The sequence below is a fragment of the Paenibacillus sp. J31P190 genome, assembly GCF_059692075.1.
The window spans coordinates 176,107-192,248 of the sequence record NZ_JCAUAS010000001.1; the positions used below are offsets into that span (position 1 = coordinate 176,107).

Here is a 16,142-nt window from a genome sequence, read left to right on the forward strand (position 1 = left end):
AACATCAACATAGTACATGCATATGAGGGGACTTGGCCGATTATGCAGACGAGTTGGGGCTTGGCCGCGAAAAAGGTTTTACAAAGGTATTATTATACATTTCCCTTATCACAATTACCTGTTTTACATCATTCCAGCTACATTTGTACTATTAGGCCCTTCTTCTGTTCCTGAAGAACTTCGGTTGCCTTATTGGGTAAATATCTTGAGCAAGCTAGGAAATGCCTCCTATACGATTTTGCTAACGCATCTATTATTTATTTCAATTTTAATGAAGTTGAGTGTGGCGATAAATTTGGTTAACCATCTTGGATTTCTACTTACTGATCTAATTATTGTTGGCGATGGTCGTGCCCCTATGCTACGCGGCTTATAAGCTTGCTTAGAAACCGCTTGTTACAGGGCTCAAAAACACACTAAAATTAAGTCCTTCCAAAACATCTAAACCTATCTTCTAGATAAAAAGGCTGCAGCGGCTTTCCAGTGATCGTCTAGGAGTACGATTTTACAGCCGCTGGCTCCTACCTTAAGGCGATGCGGATCCCTTGATTGTTGGTTTTGGAGAAGCCAATGTTGTCGGTATTTGTGATACAGATCACTTCGGGGAATTGCTCGTTAACCGATTTTATCTAACCGTCATTGGAAGCATTGATGCACTGGCAGGAGGTTGTTTCCTTATTTTAATTGCCCCATATGTAGGATATAATGAATATAATAGAACTGGAGGGGATTCCCATGAGGAAAATGTCACTGGGGGACATACAATTGAAGTTAGCAGCCAGACGTACAGATGTAGATTACGCAGTAAACATCTTCCGTGGATTAACCAAAAACCAAGGCTGGACAATGAAACGAACGAAACCTCGTGATCCAGATGAGATTAAAGCCCTAAATTATCTTGCTCGCTATAAATATCGTAAGGCTGTTAAAGATGGAACAATCACTTATGATAAGGAAAGACGGGTGTTAACCGTTGCCGAATATATCCGAAGCTAGGCAGGCTATCTATGCGCTTAAAGATAAAACAAAATTCGAGCGCCTTATTTTTTCAACAGCCATTTTCACTGAATTACTAATTGAACATCAAATTAAACCTATCATCGTGGGAGGTTTAGCTGTTGAGATATATACTCAAAGCGGTTATACCACGCAAGATACGGATCTTGTTATGGATGGGTATGAGATTGCAGATAAAATCTTAAAAGAGCTTGATTTTCAAAAATTAGGAAAAGATTGGATTCACCCTGTTGTTGGCATATCTATTGAGATCCCAAGTAATTTTCTGACAGGCGACTATGCTAAGGTTACCGAACTGCCTTTAGATGATCAAAAAAAAGTTTATGTCATTGGTATCGAGGATATTATCTTAGATCGACTTCGTCGGCTGTTCATTGGAAGTCCGGTGAGGATCGTGAGTGGGGATACCGCTTATTACTCATTTATTTTGAAGATATCGACCTAGGCTATATCGAAGCTAATTTCCAACATCATTCCGAAAAAGACGAATTCGAAGTTTGGCTTACCGAGGTTAAGGATGAGAAGAATAGCATTATAGATTAAAAGCACTTATCCTAGTTTCAAGATAAGTGTTTTTAATCTATACCACCTGTATAACATCAAAAATTGATCTCCGCATCTTTAAGCAGCGGGTTCTTCTGATCTTTATCCGATAAAATAGGATTGGCTGTCGGCCAATCAATGCCTATAGCCGGGTCGCTCCATAGGATACCCCTATCATGTATAGGAGAGTAATACTCATCCACCTTGTATAACACTTGAGTTTGGGGCTCAGTTGTACAAAACCCATGAGCAAATCCTTGAGGAACAAGTAGCTGGCGCTTATTAGCCGCACTGAGCGTGACGCCCACCCATTCACCGAAGGTAGAAGATTTTTTACGAATATCTACCGCCACATCATAAATAGCACCTGAAACAACCCGAACTAGCTTCGTTTGAGCTTTAGGATTCAACTGATAATGTAACCCACGTAAAACTCCAATTTCTACAGATAAAGAATGATTGTCTTGAACAAAAGGAATATCTATTCCATGCTCCACCAATTTCGCGCGATGATAACTCTCCATAAAAAAACCCCGATGATCCCCATGAACATCAGGCTCAATAATAAATAATCCTGGTAGCTTTGTGGAAATAACATTCATCAGCTAGATCACCTCTGTAACTAACGTATGCATGATTATTTATAATTGTCTCTGGCTCGTGCTCCATTCAAAACAAAAAAAGAAACTGCCAGGAGCTATAAATAGCCTCAGCAACCTCTTCATTTATGAATTACGTTTTACCACATATACACAACGCCGGCAATAATGGCCGCCCAGATCAGGGAGCCGAACACAACACCAACAATCAACCCTTTGCCAACCGACAAATGATCATCCTGGTAAGCGTCTTCATGATCGATCATAAGAATAACCTCCCCGCATACTAAGTATATGCATAGTATGGGGAAGATGTTGACGAATCATGCGGTTGATGCGAAAAAATTTTTAATACGCATTTTTATTAATAAAACCGTTAATAATCGTTCTCCAAATAATTTTAATATCGAATAAAAAAGTCCAATTTTCAATATAGAAAATGTCGTGCTTAATGCGTTCTTCGATAGAGGTATCCCCCCGTAAGCCGTTGCTCTGCGCCCAGCCTGTAATCCCAGGACGAATATGATGCTTCACCATATATTTCGGAACTTCTTCCTTGAATTGTTCCACGAAGTAAGGACGCTCCGGCCTTGGACCGACAACGCTCATATGCCCAAAAAGCACATTAAAAAACTGCGGCAGCTCATCAAGACTCGTTTTGCGGAGGAAAGTACCTGCCTGCGTTCGCCGCGGATCATTTTCAACCGTCCACTCCGTATTGGACGCACTCTCTGCCAAAACATTCATACTGCGGAACTTATACATCATAAACCTTCTACGGTTTAGACCTACCCGCTCTTGCTTGAAAATAACGGGACCTGGAGAACTAAGTTTAATAGCAATAACAGTTGCAATCATAACGGGCAAAGTAATAAGAATAGCCACAGAAGCGAAAATAATATCGAAAGCTCGCTTGAAAAGTCGATTCCGGAACTCATCCAGCGGGATATCACGCACGTTAATCAGCGGCATATCGGCAAAATTATCGAAATAAGGACGTGACGGTAAGAAGTCATAAAAGTCTGGTATGATCAACGTTTTTACGCCAATTTTTTCACAGACATTGATAATGCTGCCGAACTTGCGATGCGCATCTAAAGGTAGGGCGATGATAACTTCATCAATAATCAGATCGTTCAGAATGGACTCCAGATCATCAATCTTCCCGATAATCGGCTTAAAGCTCTGGTAATTGACTTCATGTTTCTCCTGATAATCATCAAGGAAACCAACCACCTCATACCCCAGCTCTGGATGTTGTCTTAGCTTTGTGTAGAACTGCCGGCCAAGTGAACCTGCACCTAGAATAAGAATGAACTGTCTGTTATAACCTTTTTGCCGGACACGTTTCAGTGAAACTTTTAACATATAACGATAAAAACTGATGAAAAGAATATTGTTCACAAGGAATAATAAGAGATAAGAACGTGAAACATCAACTTCTTTTAAAATGAACAAAACACTTAACAGCAGCAGCAAGCTGAATATGTGAACTTGGATAATCTTAAAAACCTCATAAGAGAACTGCTTCCTTCGCTTAGGTGTATAAAAGTTCATCATGTAACTGAGTATAATTGCTATTACCGCATAACTTACACTCCACATTATGTAATGTTTAAATGGAAGAGGAGAAACAAATGGGATCCAACCGCTTCTAAACTTCAGCCACCAAGATAGTAAGAACACGAGCTGAATACATATGAAGTCGGAAAGTGCATAAAGTTGTGTTAAGAAACCTTGACTCTGTCGAATCAATGTAAAATCACCTCGCTGGACGTAATTTATTCCTTACTAAAGAAAGTATTAATTTTAAGCTAACATCTGCATATACCATCGTGTTCGTTAGCCAGGAATACTTCTTATGATAATGCTTATTATAAAACAAAATCGTAGCCCTGTGTAACTCATATATGATCTTAAAAGGCTTCCTACGGTTGCTTGCGCCTTTATGATGAACAATGTGAGTGCAAGGGTAATAATGCTCCCATATTCTATAACACCAATTTAAATCCTCGCCATAACTAAGCCGATCAATGTAATTTCATATGACATGATGTTTCAACTGTTCTATTTTAAAGTATTTTCTGTTGAATCAAGCACTCAATAATGCGCCCAACCGATTCCTCCAGCGTGTACTTTCCAGTATCTATCTTCAGTTCTGGAGAGCTTGGCGCCTCATAAGGGGCAGAAATGCCTGTAAACTCTTTGATTTCTCCATTTCGAGCTTTTTTATAAAGACCTTTCGGATCTCGTTGCTCACAAATTTCTAAAGAACAGTTCACATATATCTCAATAAATTCACCTGCAGCAAACAAGTTCCTTGCCCTCTGTCGCTCTGCTTCATACGGCGAAATGAATGCCGTCAGCACAAGCACTCCCGCATCAACGAATAGTTTGGATACCTCGCCGATCCTCCGAATGTTCTCCCTGCGATCCTCTGCACTAAATCCTAAATTGTTATTAAGACCTAGTCGAATGTTATCTCCGTCGAGAATGTAGGTACGGATTCCTCTTGTGTAGAGCTGTTTCTCTACTTCATTAGCCAAAGAGGACTTCCCAGAACCAGATAAGCCCGTGAACCACAATACACAGCTCTTATGCTGATTAAGTTCATGACGATCTTGTTTATTGATCGTTGATTTATGGAAGGTTAAGTTATTAGATAAAACTACTATGATACTACACCGCCCTCAACATTGGTTTGATTTCTTCAAATATGCTAACCTTCATTTGGGTAATCGTCACCTAAAAAACTACTCAAACCATTCCATTGGTTCAAGTAGTTCTTTCTTTTTTCCAACCATCTCCAGCTTTGCTGCGTCCTCTGTTACCGCTTTATAGATCGGTTTCAGATCAGCCGTCACTTTTTCAAGGTCTTTACAGGAGACATACCGTGTGGAATTTCGGATTTGATGAACTTTTGGATTTCCATCTTTGGGTAGCAAGCGGAAATGGCTTGGGTAAAGCCGGTCAGGTTGTCGACGCAGGTGATGAGAATGTCTTGTACGCCACGGTTTTTCAAATCATTTAAGATGCTATGCTAGAACTTCGTCGATTCATTCTCGCCGATCCAGATGCCCAAAACATCCTCGTTGCCGTCCAGATCGATGCCAATGACCATGTAGGCTGCTTGTTGTTCACAATAGCCCCATCCTGCTTCACTTTGAAGTGGATTGCGTCCAGGAGAAAACGACAGCAAACGTGTTCTGCAACAGACGATTTTGCCATTCTTTGATCATAGGGATAATCTTATTCGTAACATTGGAAATAAACGTCGGGGAGACTTCGAAGCCATAGATCCTCTCCATGTGATCCTGAATCTCGCAGGTACTGACTCCCTTGGCCTATAAGGCAATTATCTGATCTTCAATTCCATTCACATGTGATTGATGCTTTTTCACGATTAACGGCTCGAATTCGCCTTGACGTTCGCGAGGTACTTGAATCTCCTGTTCGCCATACTCGCTGATGATGCTCTTCTTCCCCTTGCCATTCCGGCTGTTCGAGGTTTTCTTGTTCGTCGTGTCATGCTTCTCTTAGCCCAGATGCGTATCCATCTCGGCTTCAGCATCACTTGATTCGTCTCTGCGAAGAGATTTTCAATGCATTGGAAGCATCCTGAGCCGTGACTAATTTATTTTCCTTGATAAACGCCCGTAGTTATTCTTTCGTCCAAAGTCCCATTCCGAATCCCCAACCTTTCTTGTATCTTCATTTTAATAGAATTGGAGTTTACACGAAAGATTTTACAGACTCTCTATGTGTACCAGCAGGCCCTCGAAAAGAAGCATCTTTTCGACATCCTCCAGCAACTCAAGCTTGTCTACCTAAAAGCCGAAATGACCGTTCACGCTACCGCTCTGCCTATTTAGGCCTCTTTTAAGTGAAATTTGCAAGACTCAAGTCATTTATTCACGATTTTCGCATTTACGCTTTGTTCAGCAAGCCTTACCTAACTATTTTCTTTATTGAATCTAACAATATTCTAAGTGGCTTTGTCATTTTCCAAATCGTACTGTACTCGAAAGTATCAATTTTTTCTAGTAGCAATGTTTTTTCATTTTGTAGGTTAATATTATTTTGTCTTAGAAGAATCAATTCATTTTGTTGGTTATCATTATTTTGACCTAGAAGATTTAATTCATTTTGTTGGTTATCATTATTTTGTCTTAGAAAATTTAATTCATTTTCTAAGTTAAAGCTATGTTGCTGTAAGTCATTTATATGATAGTTCAGTTCAGCTTTACTTTGATTTAGGCTATTTATTTGGTTTCGCATATTAATATGATTTGAGTTAAAGTAATCAGTTTCTGTTGACGCTATTAGTAAAGATAACCAATCTAATTCATTTTTATTATCTTCTAAAATCTCATCAGTACGCTCTAAAACAACAAAAAACTCTTGTGTCCCTTCAAAAGTAGGATAAAAATCTACACAGCAATATGGAATTAGCTTAGCACGAATACAATCATATAAAAAACGTAAAAAACCTCCATCAGTAAAAGGCCAAAAATGTACATCATCAAGTTTTTCATCGTTTAAAACTTTGTTATATGCTTTGATAGCATCATCTGTGTTATTTTTGGGCAACAACTTTTGCATTTCAGAAGAATCCCAAAATACTTTAGGATTATTCTCTGAAATTACAGTATTGTAAAAGTCTAATACCATTCTGGATGTTTCTTTAGTTCCTCTAACAAAAACATCATAAGCATCTCTAAATGAAGCGGGCTCTCTAAAATGGTCAAAGCAATAACGCTTATCTGGATAAAGAATTATGATTTTCCCATTTTCTTTTAAAACAGATGAAGCATCTCTTAAATAGAATATCAAGTCAGGGATATGTTCAAGAACATGAGAAGCTACTATATAATCAAACTTTTCTTCGCCTTTAAATGTTTCTTCATAACTATCTTTAAGCACATAATCTATGTCTATAATAGTATTGGGGTCAATATATATACCCGTTAACTTTAGATAATCATTAGATGTATATAGCTTTTTAATATCTTCTGTACTTCTAATATCAGCATAATAACTATTAGGAAATTCACCTCTTGTTATTAATGGGTAATTTAGTGGACCGATTTCTAAAATTCTACTATTCTTGTCAACAATAGATTTACGCACATTATTATTTCTGTCATAAATTCCAAAACGTTCTTCCTTGTTTTTCAATAAATCTATAACTTCTAGATCGAACTTACAGTCATTCCCAAAATAATATTTTTTTAAAGCCTTATGACCAATAATTTGTTCTTTTTTCATGTAGAACAACTTCTTTCCATACTCATAGATTTGATAATCTAGTTCTAATCTACTTCGTATTTTATCCAATATTTCTGGTGATAAATCCTCTATTGAGATAGAGTTTTTTTGTGTTATATTCTCTTTGATTGCTTTTTGTTCAGGAATACCAAGTAGATCACAAGTGAACTTAAATGTCGTAGCCATATCTTCTTGCAAGCCAACAAATGCCATATCGTCAAGACGTTTATAGATCGCTTCCATATCTACTCTAAAATTTTGTGAATACTTATTATTTTCCATTAACATTCTAGAAAATATATTATCTGTTTCTGCACGAAACTTCTCATCATCAATAAACTCTTCAAAGGATTTGCTTGTTATATTCTCATACATATGTTTTTGATACTCTATAACAACTCTTTCATAACCTTCGTAATTATCAGTATTTCTAAATCTTTCTGTAAAATAAGGTGATGAGAACACTTCTTTATAATAATTATAATGTGATATATATCTTTTTATCGGATCCCTTAATACGGTAAATTCAATAATTTCTGTAGCTTCACCATATATTTCTTTAAAGTTTGGAGTTAAGTGACCTCCTATAAAGGTAGTTTCATCCCACATTTCTTGTGAAAAATCGCTTGCTAGCTCAGCTCCAGATAAATAAATGATTTTTCCAAATTGTTTCCGCAAAAATACTACTAAACTACTACCAGCACATTTGGGCATATGAAGATAAAAACATTTTGTTTTTTCATTATTATGCATATATCTCACCTGTTTAAAATTTATTCGTTGACATAAGTTGTCAAATAATCATTCTTGTCTCTCCACAGAATTGTTTAGTAGTCAAAGCTCTTTCATTCCCGTTTATAGATAGAAACACACACGTGCAACGCATCATTTTGTTGCTTAACCGTTCGCAGAAGTGGGGCATCAGCGAGGGATGAATCGGCGGATCAAGCTGGAATCCGGAGAGACCAATGAGATACTGCAAATACAGGTTTTCCGTGATCTGCTCCACCGTATCCCGATCGTTCGGACCATTCAACTCATTGAAGTTTGTTCTTCACCAGTTTCAAAACGTTATAATATTTTTTAGCAGCATTATAAAGTCTTGGTTTATTCGTTAATCGCCTTTTAACAGCTTCTTTTAAGCTAAGCCTATCATGTCTTGCATAATAATACATTTTATAAATTTTACTTCTATTCGCAATTGGATCAACTACTACAGCATCAACATAGTTACTAATACTATTAACAATACTAACACCACTAACACTACTATTACTGTTACTAATTATATTATTAGACGTATTATAAGTGAAAAAGGCTTCATCTTTATAATACTTATATACTTGATGATTGAAATAATTTAAAAATTTCATTACTTCATCGTCTGAGTAATCTATATTTTTATTTAGTTCATTACTATTTTCTTTAATTTTTGATTTTGATATTTTTTCTACATCTAGAGTGAAATTTAAATTTTTCAATTCAAAATTCAAGGGAATTTTATCTTTTCCAAATAATGATTTATAATTCTGTTTTATTGTATAAATTAATTTTTGTACATTTGTATTACTTATATCAAAATCAAAATCTAAACTTGCAATTTTACTTTCTAACTTATATTTTTGTCTTTCAAACGCTTTTTCATAAATTCCAATTATCTTTTTATTATAAATATTAACATCATAATGCTGTTCTGCAAGCTCTCTGCCAAGTTGTCCACGTCTTAATCTTTCATCTGGATTATCCATTAAAAATTTAATAGCTTCCATTAGTTTCTGTGAATTTTTATTTTCTACTAAAACTCCGCAATCAGGTGCAAATGTAACATATGGTAATGTCATATTATCAAAAACAATTATCGGTCTAGAACAAGCCATAGCTTCAATAGCCATAACCCCAAATGTTTCACCTTTTGTTGGCATTAAGAATATGTCACAAATATTAAAAGCCATAATGATTTGATCATCAACTATATTACCAAGCTCAACTATATTATATTTTTTTCTAACTGATGATAGATTGCCGATTTCGCTACATGTCACTAAAGTAATATTATTATTTGAATTATCTAATTGTTGCAGTGCCTCAACGATAAATTCTATCCCTTTAAAATGTACTTGAGAACGAAAAAATATTACAATATCATTTTCTGGTATTCCTAATTCTTTTCTCGCAGATATCTTCGTTCCATTATCTTGAAATTTGTTTAAATCTACTCCAAAAGGTAAGACATGCACGTTTTTGAAATGTTTGGTTATCGGGCTTTGTTTAACAAACTCTTCGTTTAGATAATTTGTCGAAACAATTATATCAATATCCCACTCTTTGTTTATTTTTCCCTTTTGACTCCATAAATATTTACAATTGTCCTCTTTAAATGAGAATAAAGAGTCTAAATGTTCACAATTTTCACAACCTGTTTGCCATTTTTTACATTCAAAAGGATGCACACATCTACCTGTAAAATTCCATGGATCGTGAATTGTTATAACAGTTGGTTTTTGAGCAAATAAGTGAGTTAATAAAGATAAGGGAATTTTAGTATTATGAATCATATGATAATGTATAAAATTGGATTGCTTGAATACATCACTATTCAATAAAAACTCACCAATAACTGAAAATTGCGAATGTATAGATAAAACATTGTCTTCAAAATTTCTGAAATTAACCTCAAGTTGTTCTATTTTACTATTTTCATAAAATTTAAAAACCCTCTTATTATTTGAAAACTTATTTGTTACAATTTGGTTAAGGATATGATGAGTATTGTTATTAATATCTTGAATCATATCATAACCATTAAACCTTGCTCCGTAAATATCAAAATTATTGACTTCCAATATTCTCAATCTGTCATTATTAGGTTTCACATTAAACGGCTTTAAGAATTTAGCACTAATAATATTTTTCGTGAAATTTTCATCAAAAGTTTTCTTTGCATTCTCCAAAATTTCAGACGACGGAATATTGGCTATTATTTCTTGCAGCTGATATTGAATTTCAGTGACATTCAAGCTATTAATTACATATCCGCAATTATTATTTCTGATAAAACTAACAGGTGAACAATAGTCTGGGCCATGTACAATAGTATTTGTACCGGAATTGAGGTAGGTTATTAGTTTACTTGGGAATGACTGAATAGATATTTTTTCAAATACTTCATCATTGGAAAAAAAGTAAGGACAGTACAATAAATCACATTTATTTAATTCAATATCCAATTCACTTTGCGGTAGATAACTCATGAATACAATATTCTCAGAAGAAAAATTTTCGAAATTACTTATACTTCCTTGCCCAAAATATTTAAATATAATATTTCGATTATTAAACTTCCAATTCATATTTTCTAAAGCTTGCAAAAAACCTTTTAGTTCATCAGTGCAATATATTTGTCCAGCCATTGCAATTACAAAATGATTATGATCTATTAACTGATTTTCATAAATAAAATTATTCTTATTATTAGAAACTGTAATATATTCACAATTCACTTGGTATTTCTTTTTATAATATTGATTCATATTTTGCGACGCAGTAAAACAATGATAGGAATTATTTATAACATTATCAAAAATATTTAATAATTCTTGCTTTTTCTCATCATTGAAATTTCTATCTTTCATATACCATTCAATTGGATCCATAATCTGCACGATATATGGTATATTTGTTTTTTTGTAAACTTCATTCAATATTCTTAAAACATTTTCACATTGAACATAACACCATATGATTGTGATATCGTTACTAAATAAAAATTCAATAGTATTATTAACAATTATTTCTATGTTATTTAAATAATATTCTTTTTCCTGTTCATTACTATATTCATTATCAATATGATTAATTATTTTATAATTCATCTGATTTATTACATATTGATCAAACTTTAGGCTAATCCCATTCGGTGGCATGAAATAACCAAATAGATTAACTTTTTCATTGATTAATATTTCTGAAAGTTGATTTAGAAAAATACCACCAGAAAAATTAGTACATGGTGGAACATCTGTCAATAACAAAACTTGTGGTGAGATCTTACTTCGTGCTTCAATTAAACAGGAATATGCAAAATCAATGGCTTTTTCATAGGGCATATAATTTTTCAAGAAATAATAAATATTATTATAAAAAGCGTATTCAGTTCCATATAATTGACATTTTTCTTCGAGTGTCAATTTACTAATCATGCTAATCCATAATTCATTACATTCTTCAAGATGAGAAATAACTAGTTTCTTACTATCTTGTTCGTCATGTGACCGTGACTTTACATACAATTCCCTTTGGAATATAATCTTTTGACCACGTAGCATACGAAAAAACAACTCAAAATCTTGTGTGGTAGTTAAAGTTGTTTCAAAAACACCAACTCGTTCAAAATGACTTTTATGAATTAGCATTGCACAACCATGAATCATACCATGGAACAAAGGATATACTGAATTTTCTAATTTCTCTATGTGATGCAAAGACAGTGGATCAATTTCATGCAAATATTCTCCACTTGAATTTACAACTATGTAACCTCCTGTTATTAAAGTTTTTTTTTCTTCTATTTTTGATAAAGCTTCAATTTGTTTTTCAATTTTATCCTCTGTGTACAAATCGTCGTGGCTAAGCCAAGAAAAATATTCGCCTTGCATATTTTCAATGCCTAAATTAAGAGCAGTTGCTACCCCGCCATTTACTTTTGTAAAATATTTTATTTTATAACCATATGATAAAGCGACTTCCTCTGTTTTTCCATCGTCTTTAGAACCATCATTTATGACAATAACTTCAATATTTTTATAAGTCTGAAATAACGCACTATCAATGGCTTCACTTAAATAATTAGAGCCATTATACACTGGTATCACTATGGATACCAATGGTTCAAATTTGTTAGTCATTGTTTTTTTCCTCTCGAATTTTATACTTCACAATACTTGTCTGGGGTTTTAATTCCACATAGAGTTTATTGCAATATTTCGCCAAATGATGTCTAACAGATTCTGTTAATATAGAAAAAAACAAAAACGAATAGAAGGTAATATATATCATATAAAAAATAGGTCTGTTTTTTTAGCATTGCAGTGAACAAGTCCAACAGATGTAACATGTATGCAAATCACCATTAGAAACAATACTATTCTCAAAAGCACTATATTGGATTTTCTGACTTTAACGGTAAGATTCATGCAACAATCTCCTCAGAAAAGATCATTTTCTATCAATTCCCTCTCTATAAATAGAAAAAAGAGTTCGGGTAAAAGTAACATGCGACTCCTCTAGCTTGGTCCTATTTTCCTCCGATATAGAACGGAAAAGTTCTTCGTTGTTCAATAATTTAAATATATAATCAATATATTGCGCTTTGTTTGCTGCAATAAAACCCAAATAACTACTTTCCATCAAGTCTCTGTGACTTTCAATATCACTTGCCACTACAGGTAGGCCTACCGCAAATGCTTCTAATACGGAATAAGGTAATCCTTCCCACTTCGATGTTTGCAGAAAGATCACTGACTCTTGAAGATATTCGATTGTTTCAGCATTTGACAGCCATCCAGTAAATGTGATATCAGCATTGAGTTTGCGATTTAGCTCCTCACACTCTTGTTTTAGTGAACCATCGCCGATCCATATTGCCTTAATTGTTGGATCAATTAGTTTAAGCCCGCTAATGATTTCAATAAAAAGTTTTGGATTTTTTTGATCTTCTATTCGGCCAACACCAACTATTTGCTTAGTAGATTTTTTTTCACTCCGAATAGGAAGTACTTTCATACTATTCTCAAGTAAAAAAGTATTACGTATAAGACTTAATTTTTTCGCATACCTATATTCACTTTTAGAGCAAGCGATAATTTGACCATTGAATTGAGTCAGTATAAACTCTGTTAGCCAATATATACTTCTTATCAATTTGGATTTGTTGGTCATTAGAAAACTATATCCATGTGGTGTATAAAACACTTTTATTTTTGGAAAACATAACGTAACCATTCTTCCAAAAAAACCCGCTATTGAAGAATGCAAATGAATAACATCAGGTTTAATATGACCAATTTGTGCATACAAAGCTTTCATACTTTGTATGCATCCTTGATTGATCTTGATATTTATCTTAATTAATGAAGTTGAAGAAGGAAATTGTTCCTTCAAATCTTTTGGCGTATTCTCTCTGTATGGAGAGTAGACAACAACATGTTCGACATCAGCGCAGCTGTCAGCATGAACCACTTCATGAATATATTTCAGAACCCCAGAGGCCATAGTTTCTGTAATATGCAAGACTCTCATCTTATCACTTCTCATTCTTATTCCATACTAGTCATATATTCATGACAAACTGCTTCCGCAGGGCCGACACTAATTAATTGCCCCTTGCTCAACCATGCAGCTTGTGTGCAAATCGCTTTCACCTGATTGATTGAATGGGAGACAAGTATTACAGTTGCACCATTATGAATTATTTCTTCCATTCTTTTCTCGCACTTTAATTGAAACTTGTGATCACCAACACCTAATATTTCATCAGCAATTAGAATATCCGGCTTACTTATTGTAGCAATTGAAAAACCCAACCTCGCAATCATACCAGAAGAAAAATTTTTAATCGGTACATCAATAAAATCCCACAACTCAGAAAAATCCATAATCTCTTCAAACTTTTCTTTCATCTCAGCTCTGCTGTATCCGAGGATAGCACCGTTCAAGAAAATGTTTTCTTTAGCCGTCAATTCGAAATCGAAACCAGCTCCAAGCTCGATCAAAGGAGCCACTGAACCATAAACAGATATATTCCCAGTAGTCGGCTTTAAGACTCCAGCAATAACTTTTAGAAGAGTGCTTTTGCCGCTGCCATTCAAACCAACAATACCCATTGACTCTCCTTTTTTTATATTAAATGACACATTTCTCAACGCCCAAAATTCCTCAAATGTTAACTTTCCCTTTACAAAACGAACAAAATACTCCTTAATGTTATCAACTTTCTCACGGCTTAAATTAAATAACAAGGAAACATCATTAATTTCAACTATATTCTCTGACAAAATGATTCCCCCAAAAAACTGCATATTCAAACATGTAATATAAATTTATTCTGACATTTATAAAAAGTAACTAAACCTACAATTAAAGATATAATTCCTATTGAGAGGCATAACAAATTATCAGCGAGCCCTGGAAAATTACCATTAATCATTATTTCACGGAAAAAATTAATATAATAATACATTGGGTTATACGTAAATATCCATTTGAATTGTTCAGAAATAATAGATGCTGGGTAAAAGATTGGTGTCATATATGTCCAAAGAAGAGTTAATACTCCATATAAATGGGAAATATCTCTGAAAAATACTGTTATCGCTGATAAAATTAAACCTAAACCAGTGGTGAATAAGATCAAGTAACAAATAGGTATAAAGAATAATAAAACTGTTGCATGGATTGGAGCACCATCAAAAAGCATTACTAGTAACAATGCGACAAATGCAAATCCTAAATTCACCATACTAGACAGCACTCTAGACAAGGGAAACAAATATTTAGGAATATAAACCTTCTTTATAAGACTAGCATTTGAAATAATTGACATTAGCGCTTGTGAGGTAGCATCAGAATGAAAACTAAATAAGATACTGCCTGTAAGAAAATATACTGGAAAATGTGGTATATTTGATTTGAAAAGCGATGAGAATACTATGGTCATCACTATCATTGTCATCAATGGATTTAACAATGTCCAAAGAAGACCTAGTACAGATTTTCTATAGCGTATCTTTATATCTCTGACTACTAACTCAAACAATAAGTTATTATACTTAAAAAATCCTGTTAGCATGATGAATAGTTTATTCATAGTGATACAACCTCTTATGCTCTTTTACCCATGAAGCCATTTCTTTGATCATCTCTGGGTAAGTTGGGATAACGTGTTCAAAATCTGTACGTTTATTAATTAAAGTTTTATCTACTAGATAATTATCATAAGGCACAATTTCCACATCATTCTTCTCGAATTCCTTTTGAAATACACATAATAAATCATATTTGTTAATCATACCATTTGGTGTTAAGTGATATAATCCAGATAAGTCCTGCCTGATAGCCGCGGCTATCGCTTTGGAAAGCTCAATTGTGGTTACCCCATTCCAGAGGGCTTTGGAATACCCATTCGTAACTCCTTGCTGCTTCATAAACCAGTTAAATAAACCTGTACCGTTTACATCTGTATCTGGCCCAATGATGGACATACGGAAAGTCAGATCTTTCCCATTTACAACCTCACCTAAAGCTTTAGAACGGTCATACATCGTCATACCATCGGGGAATGATTCTTCTGTATATCCTCCCGTTTCTCCAGAGAATACGCAATCTGTACTTAAATGTATTAACCTGGTTGGACGATCCTTGAACTGTTGTTCTAATTTGCGGGGAAGATATGCGTTTAGTTGGATTGCTATATCCGGGCGAGCATCAGCTTCCCTTTGCAAGATACCGATGGAATTTACAATTACATCTGGTTTAGTCTCTTCAAGCCAATTAATTAGACTAGTGAAATCACTTGCATCAATCTGTACATTTTTTTCAGATGGAGCAATGCTTCTAGACATTCGATAAACATCATAACCTTGCTCTTCAAGAAATAAGGCAATGACATGGCCAGCCATTCCTGTAGCACCAAGTACTGCGATCTTTTTCACGTTACAC

The 16,142-nt window shown here is 34.5% G+C and carries 12 protein-coding genes and 3 pseudogenes; 2 read left to right on the forward strand and 13 right to left on the reverse strand.

Features of this window, described 5'->3' with window-relative positions:
• The first annotated feature begins 735 nt into the window (after window positions 1–735).
• Complete coding sequence (locus AC58U0_RS00735) at window positions 736–996, forward strand: hypothetical protein (RefSeq protein ID WP_497377098.1); 261 nt, start codon at window positions 736–738, stop codon at window positions 994–996.
• Window positions 974–1,462 carry a hypothetical protein gene (locus AC58U0_RS00740; protein ID WP_497377099.1) on the forward strand — a complete coding sequence of 163 codons (489 nt, stop codon included), beginning with the start codon at window positions 974–976 and terminating at the stop codon, window positions 1,460–1,462. Before AC58U0_RS00735 ends, AC58U0_RS00740 begins: the two co-directional genes overlap by 23 nt.
• Before the next feature lie 154 nt (window positions 1,463–1,616).
• Here the strand turns inward: AC58U0_RS00740 and rfbC are convergent, their stop codons facing one another.
• From rfbC to AC58U0_RS00805, 13 genes and pseudogenes are all read right to left on the reverse strand, one after another.
• Window positions 1,617–2,162: a dTDP-4-dehydrorhamnose 3,5-epimerase gene (rfbC, locus tag AC58U0_RS00745; RefSeq protein ID WP_497377100.1), complete on the reverse strand. Its 546-nt coding sequence runs from the start codon at window positions 2,160–2,162 to the stop codon at window positions 1,617–1,619.
• A 137-nt stretch (window positions 2,163–2,299) separates the two neighbouring features.
• Window positions 2,300–2,425, reverse strand: a complete 126-nt coding sequence (locus AC58U0_RS00750) for a hypothetical protein (protein ID WP_261302619.1) — start codon at window positions 2,423–2,425, stop codon at window positions 2,300–2,302.
• 82 nt (window positions 2,426–2,507) lie between these two features.
• Complete coding sequence (locus AC58U0_RS00755) at window positions 2,508–3,914, reverse strand: undecaprenyl-phosphate glucose phosphotransferase (protein WP_497377101.1); 1,407 nt, start codon at window positions 3,912–3,914, stop codon at window positions 2,508–2,510.
• 7 nt (window positions 3,915–3,921) lie between these two features.
• Window positions 3,922–4,179: pseudogene (locus AC58U0_RS00760) on the reverse strand (glycosyltransferase family 2 protein); the annotation flags it as partial.
• 52 nt (window positions 4,180–4,231) lie between these two features.
• A complete protein-coding gene (cysC, locus tag AC58U0_RS00765) occupies window positions 4,232–4,834 on the reverse strand; it encodes an adenylyl-sulfate kinase (RefSeq protein ID WP_497377667.1) in 603 nt (200 codons plus the stop codon).
• 126 nt (window positions 4,835–4,960) lie between these two features.
• Window positions 4,961–5,807 (reverse strand): annotated as a pseudogene (locus AC58U0_RS00770) (IS256 family transposase); the annotation flags it as partial.
• Window positions 5,808–6,107: 300 nt separating this feature from the next.
• The gene (locus AC58U0_RS00775; protein ID WP_497377102.1) at window positions 6,108–8,180 is read right to left on the reverse strand and encodes a methyltransferase domain-containing protein; all 2,073 of its coding nucleotides are present in this window, start codon (window positions 8,178–8,180) and stop codon (window positions 6,108–6,110) included.
• Between the two features lie 145 nt (window positions 8,181–8,325).
• A pseudogene (locus tag AC58U0_RS00780) lies at window positions 8,326–8,457 on the reverse strand (transposase family protein); the annotation flags it as partial.
• 7 nt (window positions 8,458–8,464) lie between these two features.
• Entirely contained in the window at window positions 8,465–12,331 is a 3,867-nt protein-coding gene (locus AC58U0_RS00785) for a glycosyltransferase (RefSeq protein WP_497377103.1), read from the reverse strand.
• 310 nt (window positions 12,332–12,641) lie between these two features.
• Complete coding sequence (locus tag AC58U0_RS00790) at window positions 12,642–13,724, reverse strand: glycosyltransferase (RefSeq protein ID WP_497377104.1); 1,083 nt, start codon at window positions 13,722–13,724, stop codon at window positions 12,642–12,644.
• A 17-nt stretch (window positions 13,725–13,741) separates the two neighbouring features.
• Window positions 13,742–14,479: an ABC transporter ATP-binding protein gene (locus AC58U0_RS00795; protein ID WP_497377105.1), complete on the reverse strand. Its 738-nt coding sequence runs from the start codon at window positions 14,477–14,479 to the stop codon at window positions 13,742–13,744.
• A 26-nt stretch (window positions 14,480–14,505) separates the two neighbouring features.
• Window positions 14,506–15,291, reverse strand: a complete 786-nt coding sequence (locus AC58U0_RS00800; protein WP_497377106.1) for an ABC transporter permease — start codon at window positions 15,289–15,291, stop codon at window positions 14,506–14,508.
• Entirely contained in the window at window positions 15,284–16,135 is an 852-nt protein-coding gene (locus AC58U0_RS00805; RefSeq protein ID WP_497377107.1) for a dTDP-4-dehydrorhamnose reductase family protein, read from the reverse strand. The genes AC58U0_RS00800 and AC58U0_RS00805 overlap by 8 nt, the downstream gene beginning before the upstream one ends.
• Between the last annotated feature and the right edge of the window lie 7 nt (window positions 16,136–16,142).

Coding starts and splice junctions, on each gene's coding strand:
- AC58U0_RS00735 (WP_497377098.1), top strand. CDS start 736: ATGAGGAAAATGTCACTGGGGGACATACAATTGAAGTTAGCAGCCAGA.
- rfbC (WP_497377100.1), bottom strand. CDS start 2,162: ATGAATGTTATTTCCACAAAGCTACCAGGATTATTTATTATTGAGCCT.
- AC58U0_RS00750 (WP_261302619.1), bottom strand. CDS start 2,425: ATGATCGATCATGAAGACGCTTACCAGGATGATCATTTGTCGGTTGGC.
- AC58U0_RS00775 (WP_497377102.1), bottom strand. CDS start 8,180: ATGCATAATAATGAAAAAACAAAATGTTTTTATCTTCATATGCCCAAA.
- AC58U0_RS00785 (WP_497377103.1), bottom strand. CDS start 12,331: ATGACTAACAAATTTGAACCATTGGTATCCATAGTGATACCAGTGTAT.
- AC58U0_RS00790 (WP_497377104.1), bottom strand. CDS start 13,724: ATGAGAGTCTTGCATATTACAGAAACTATGGCCTCTGGGGTTCTGAAA.
- AC58U0_RS00800 (WP_497377106.1), bottom strand. CDS start 15,291: ATGAATAAACTATTCATCATGCTAACAGGATTTTTTAAGTATAATAAC.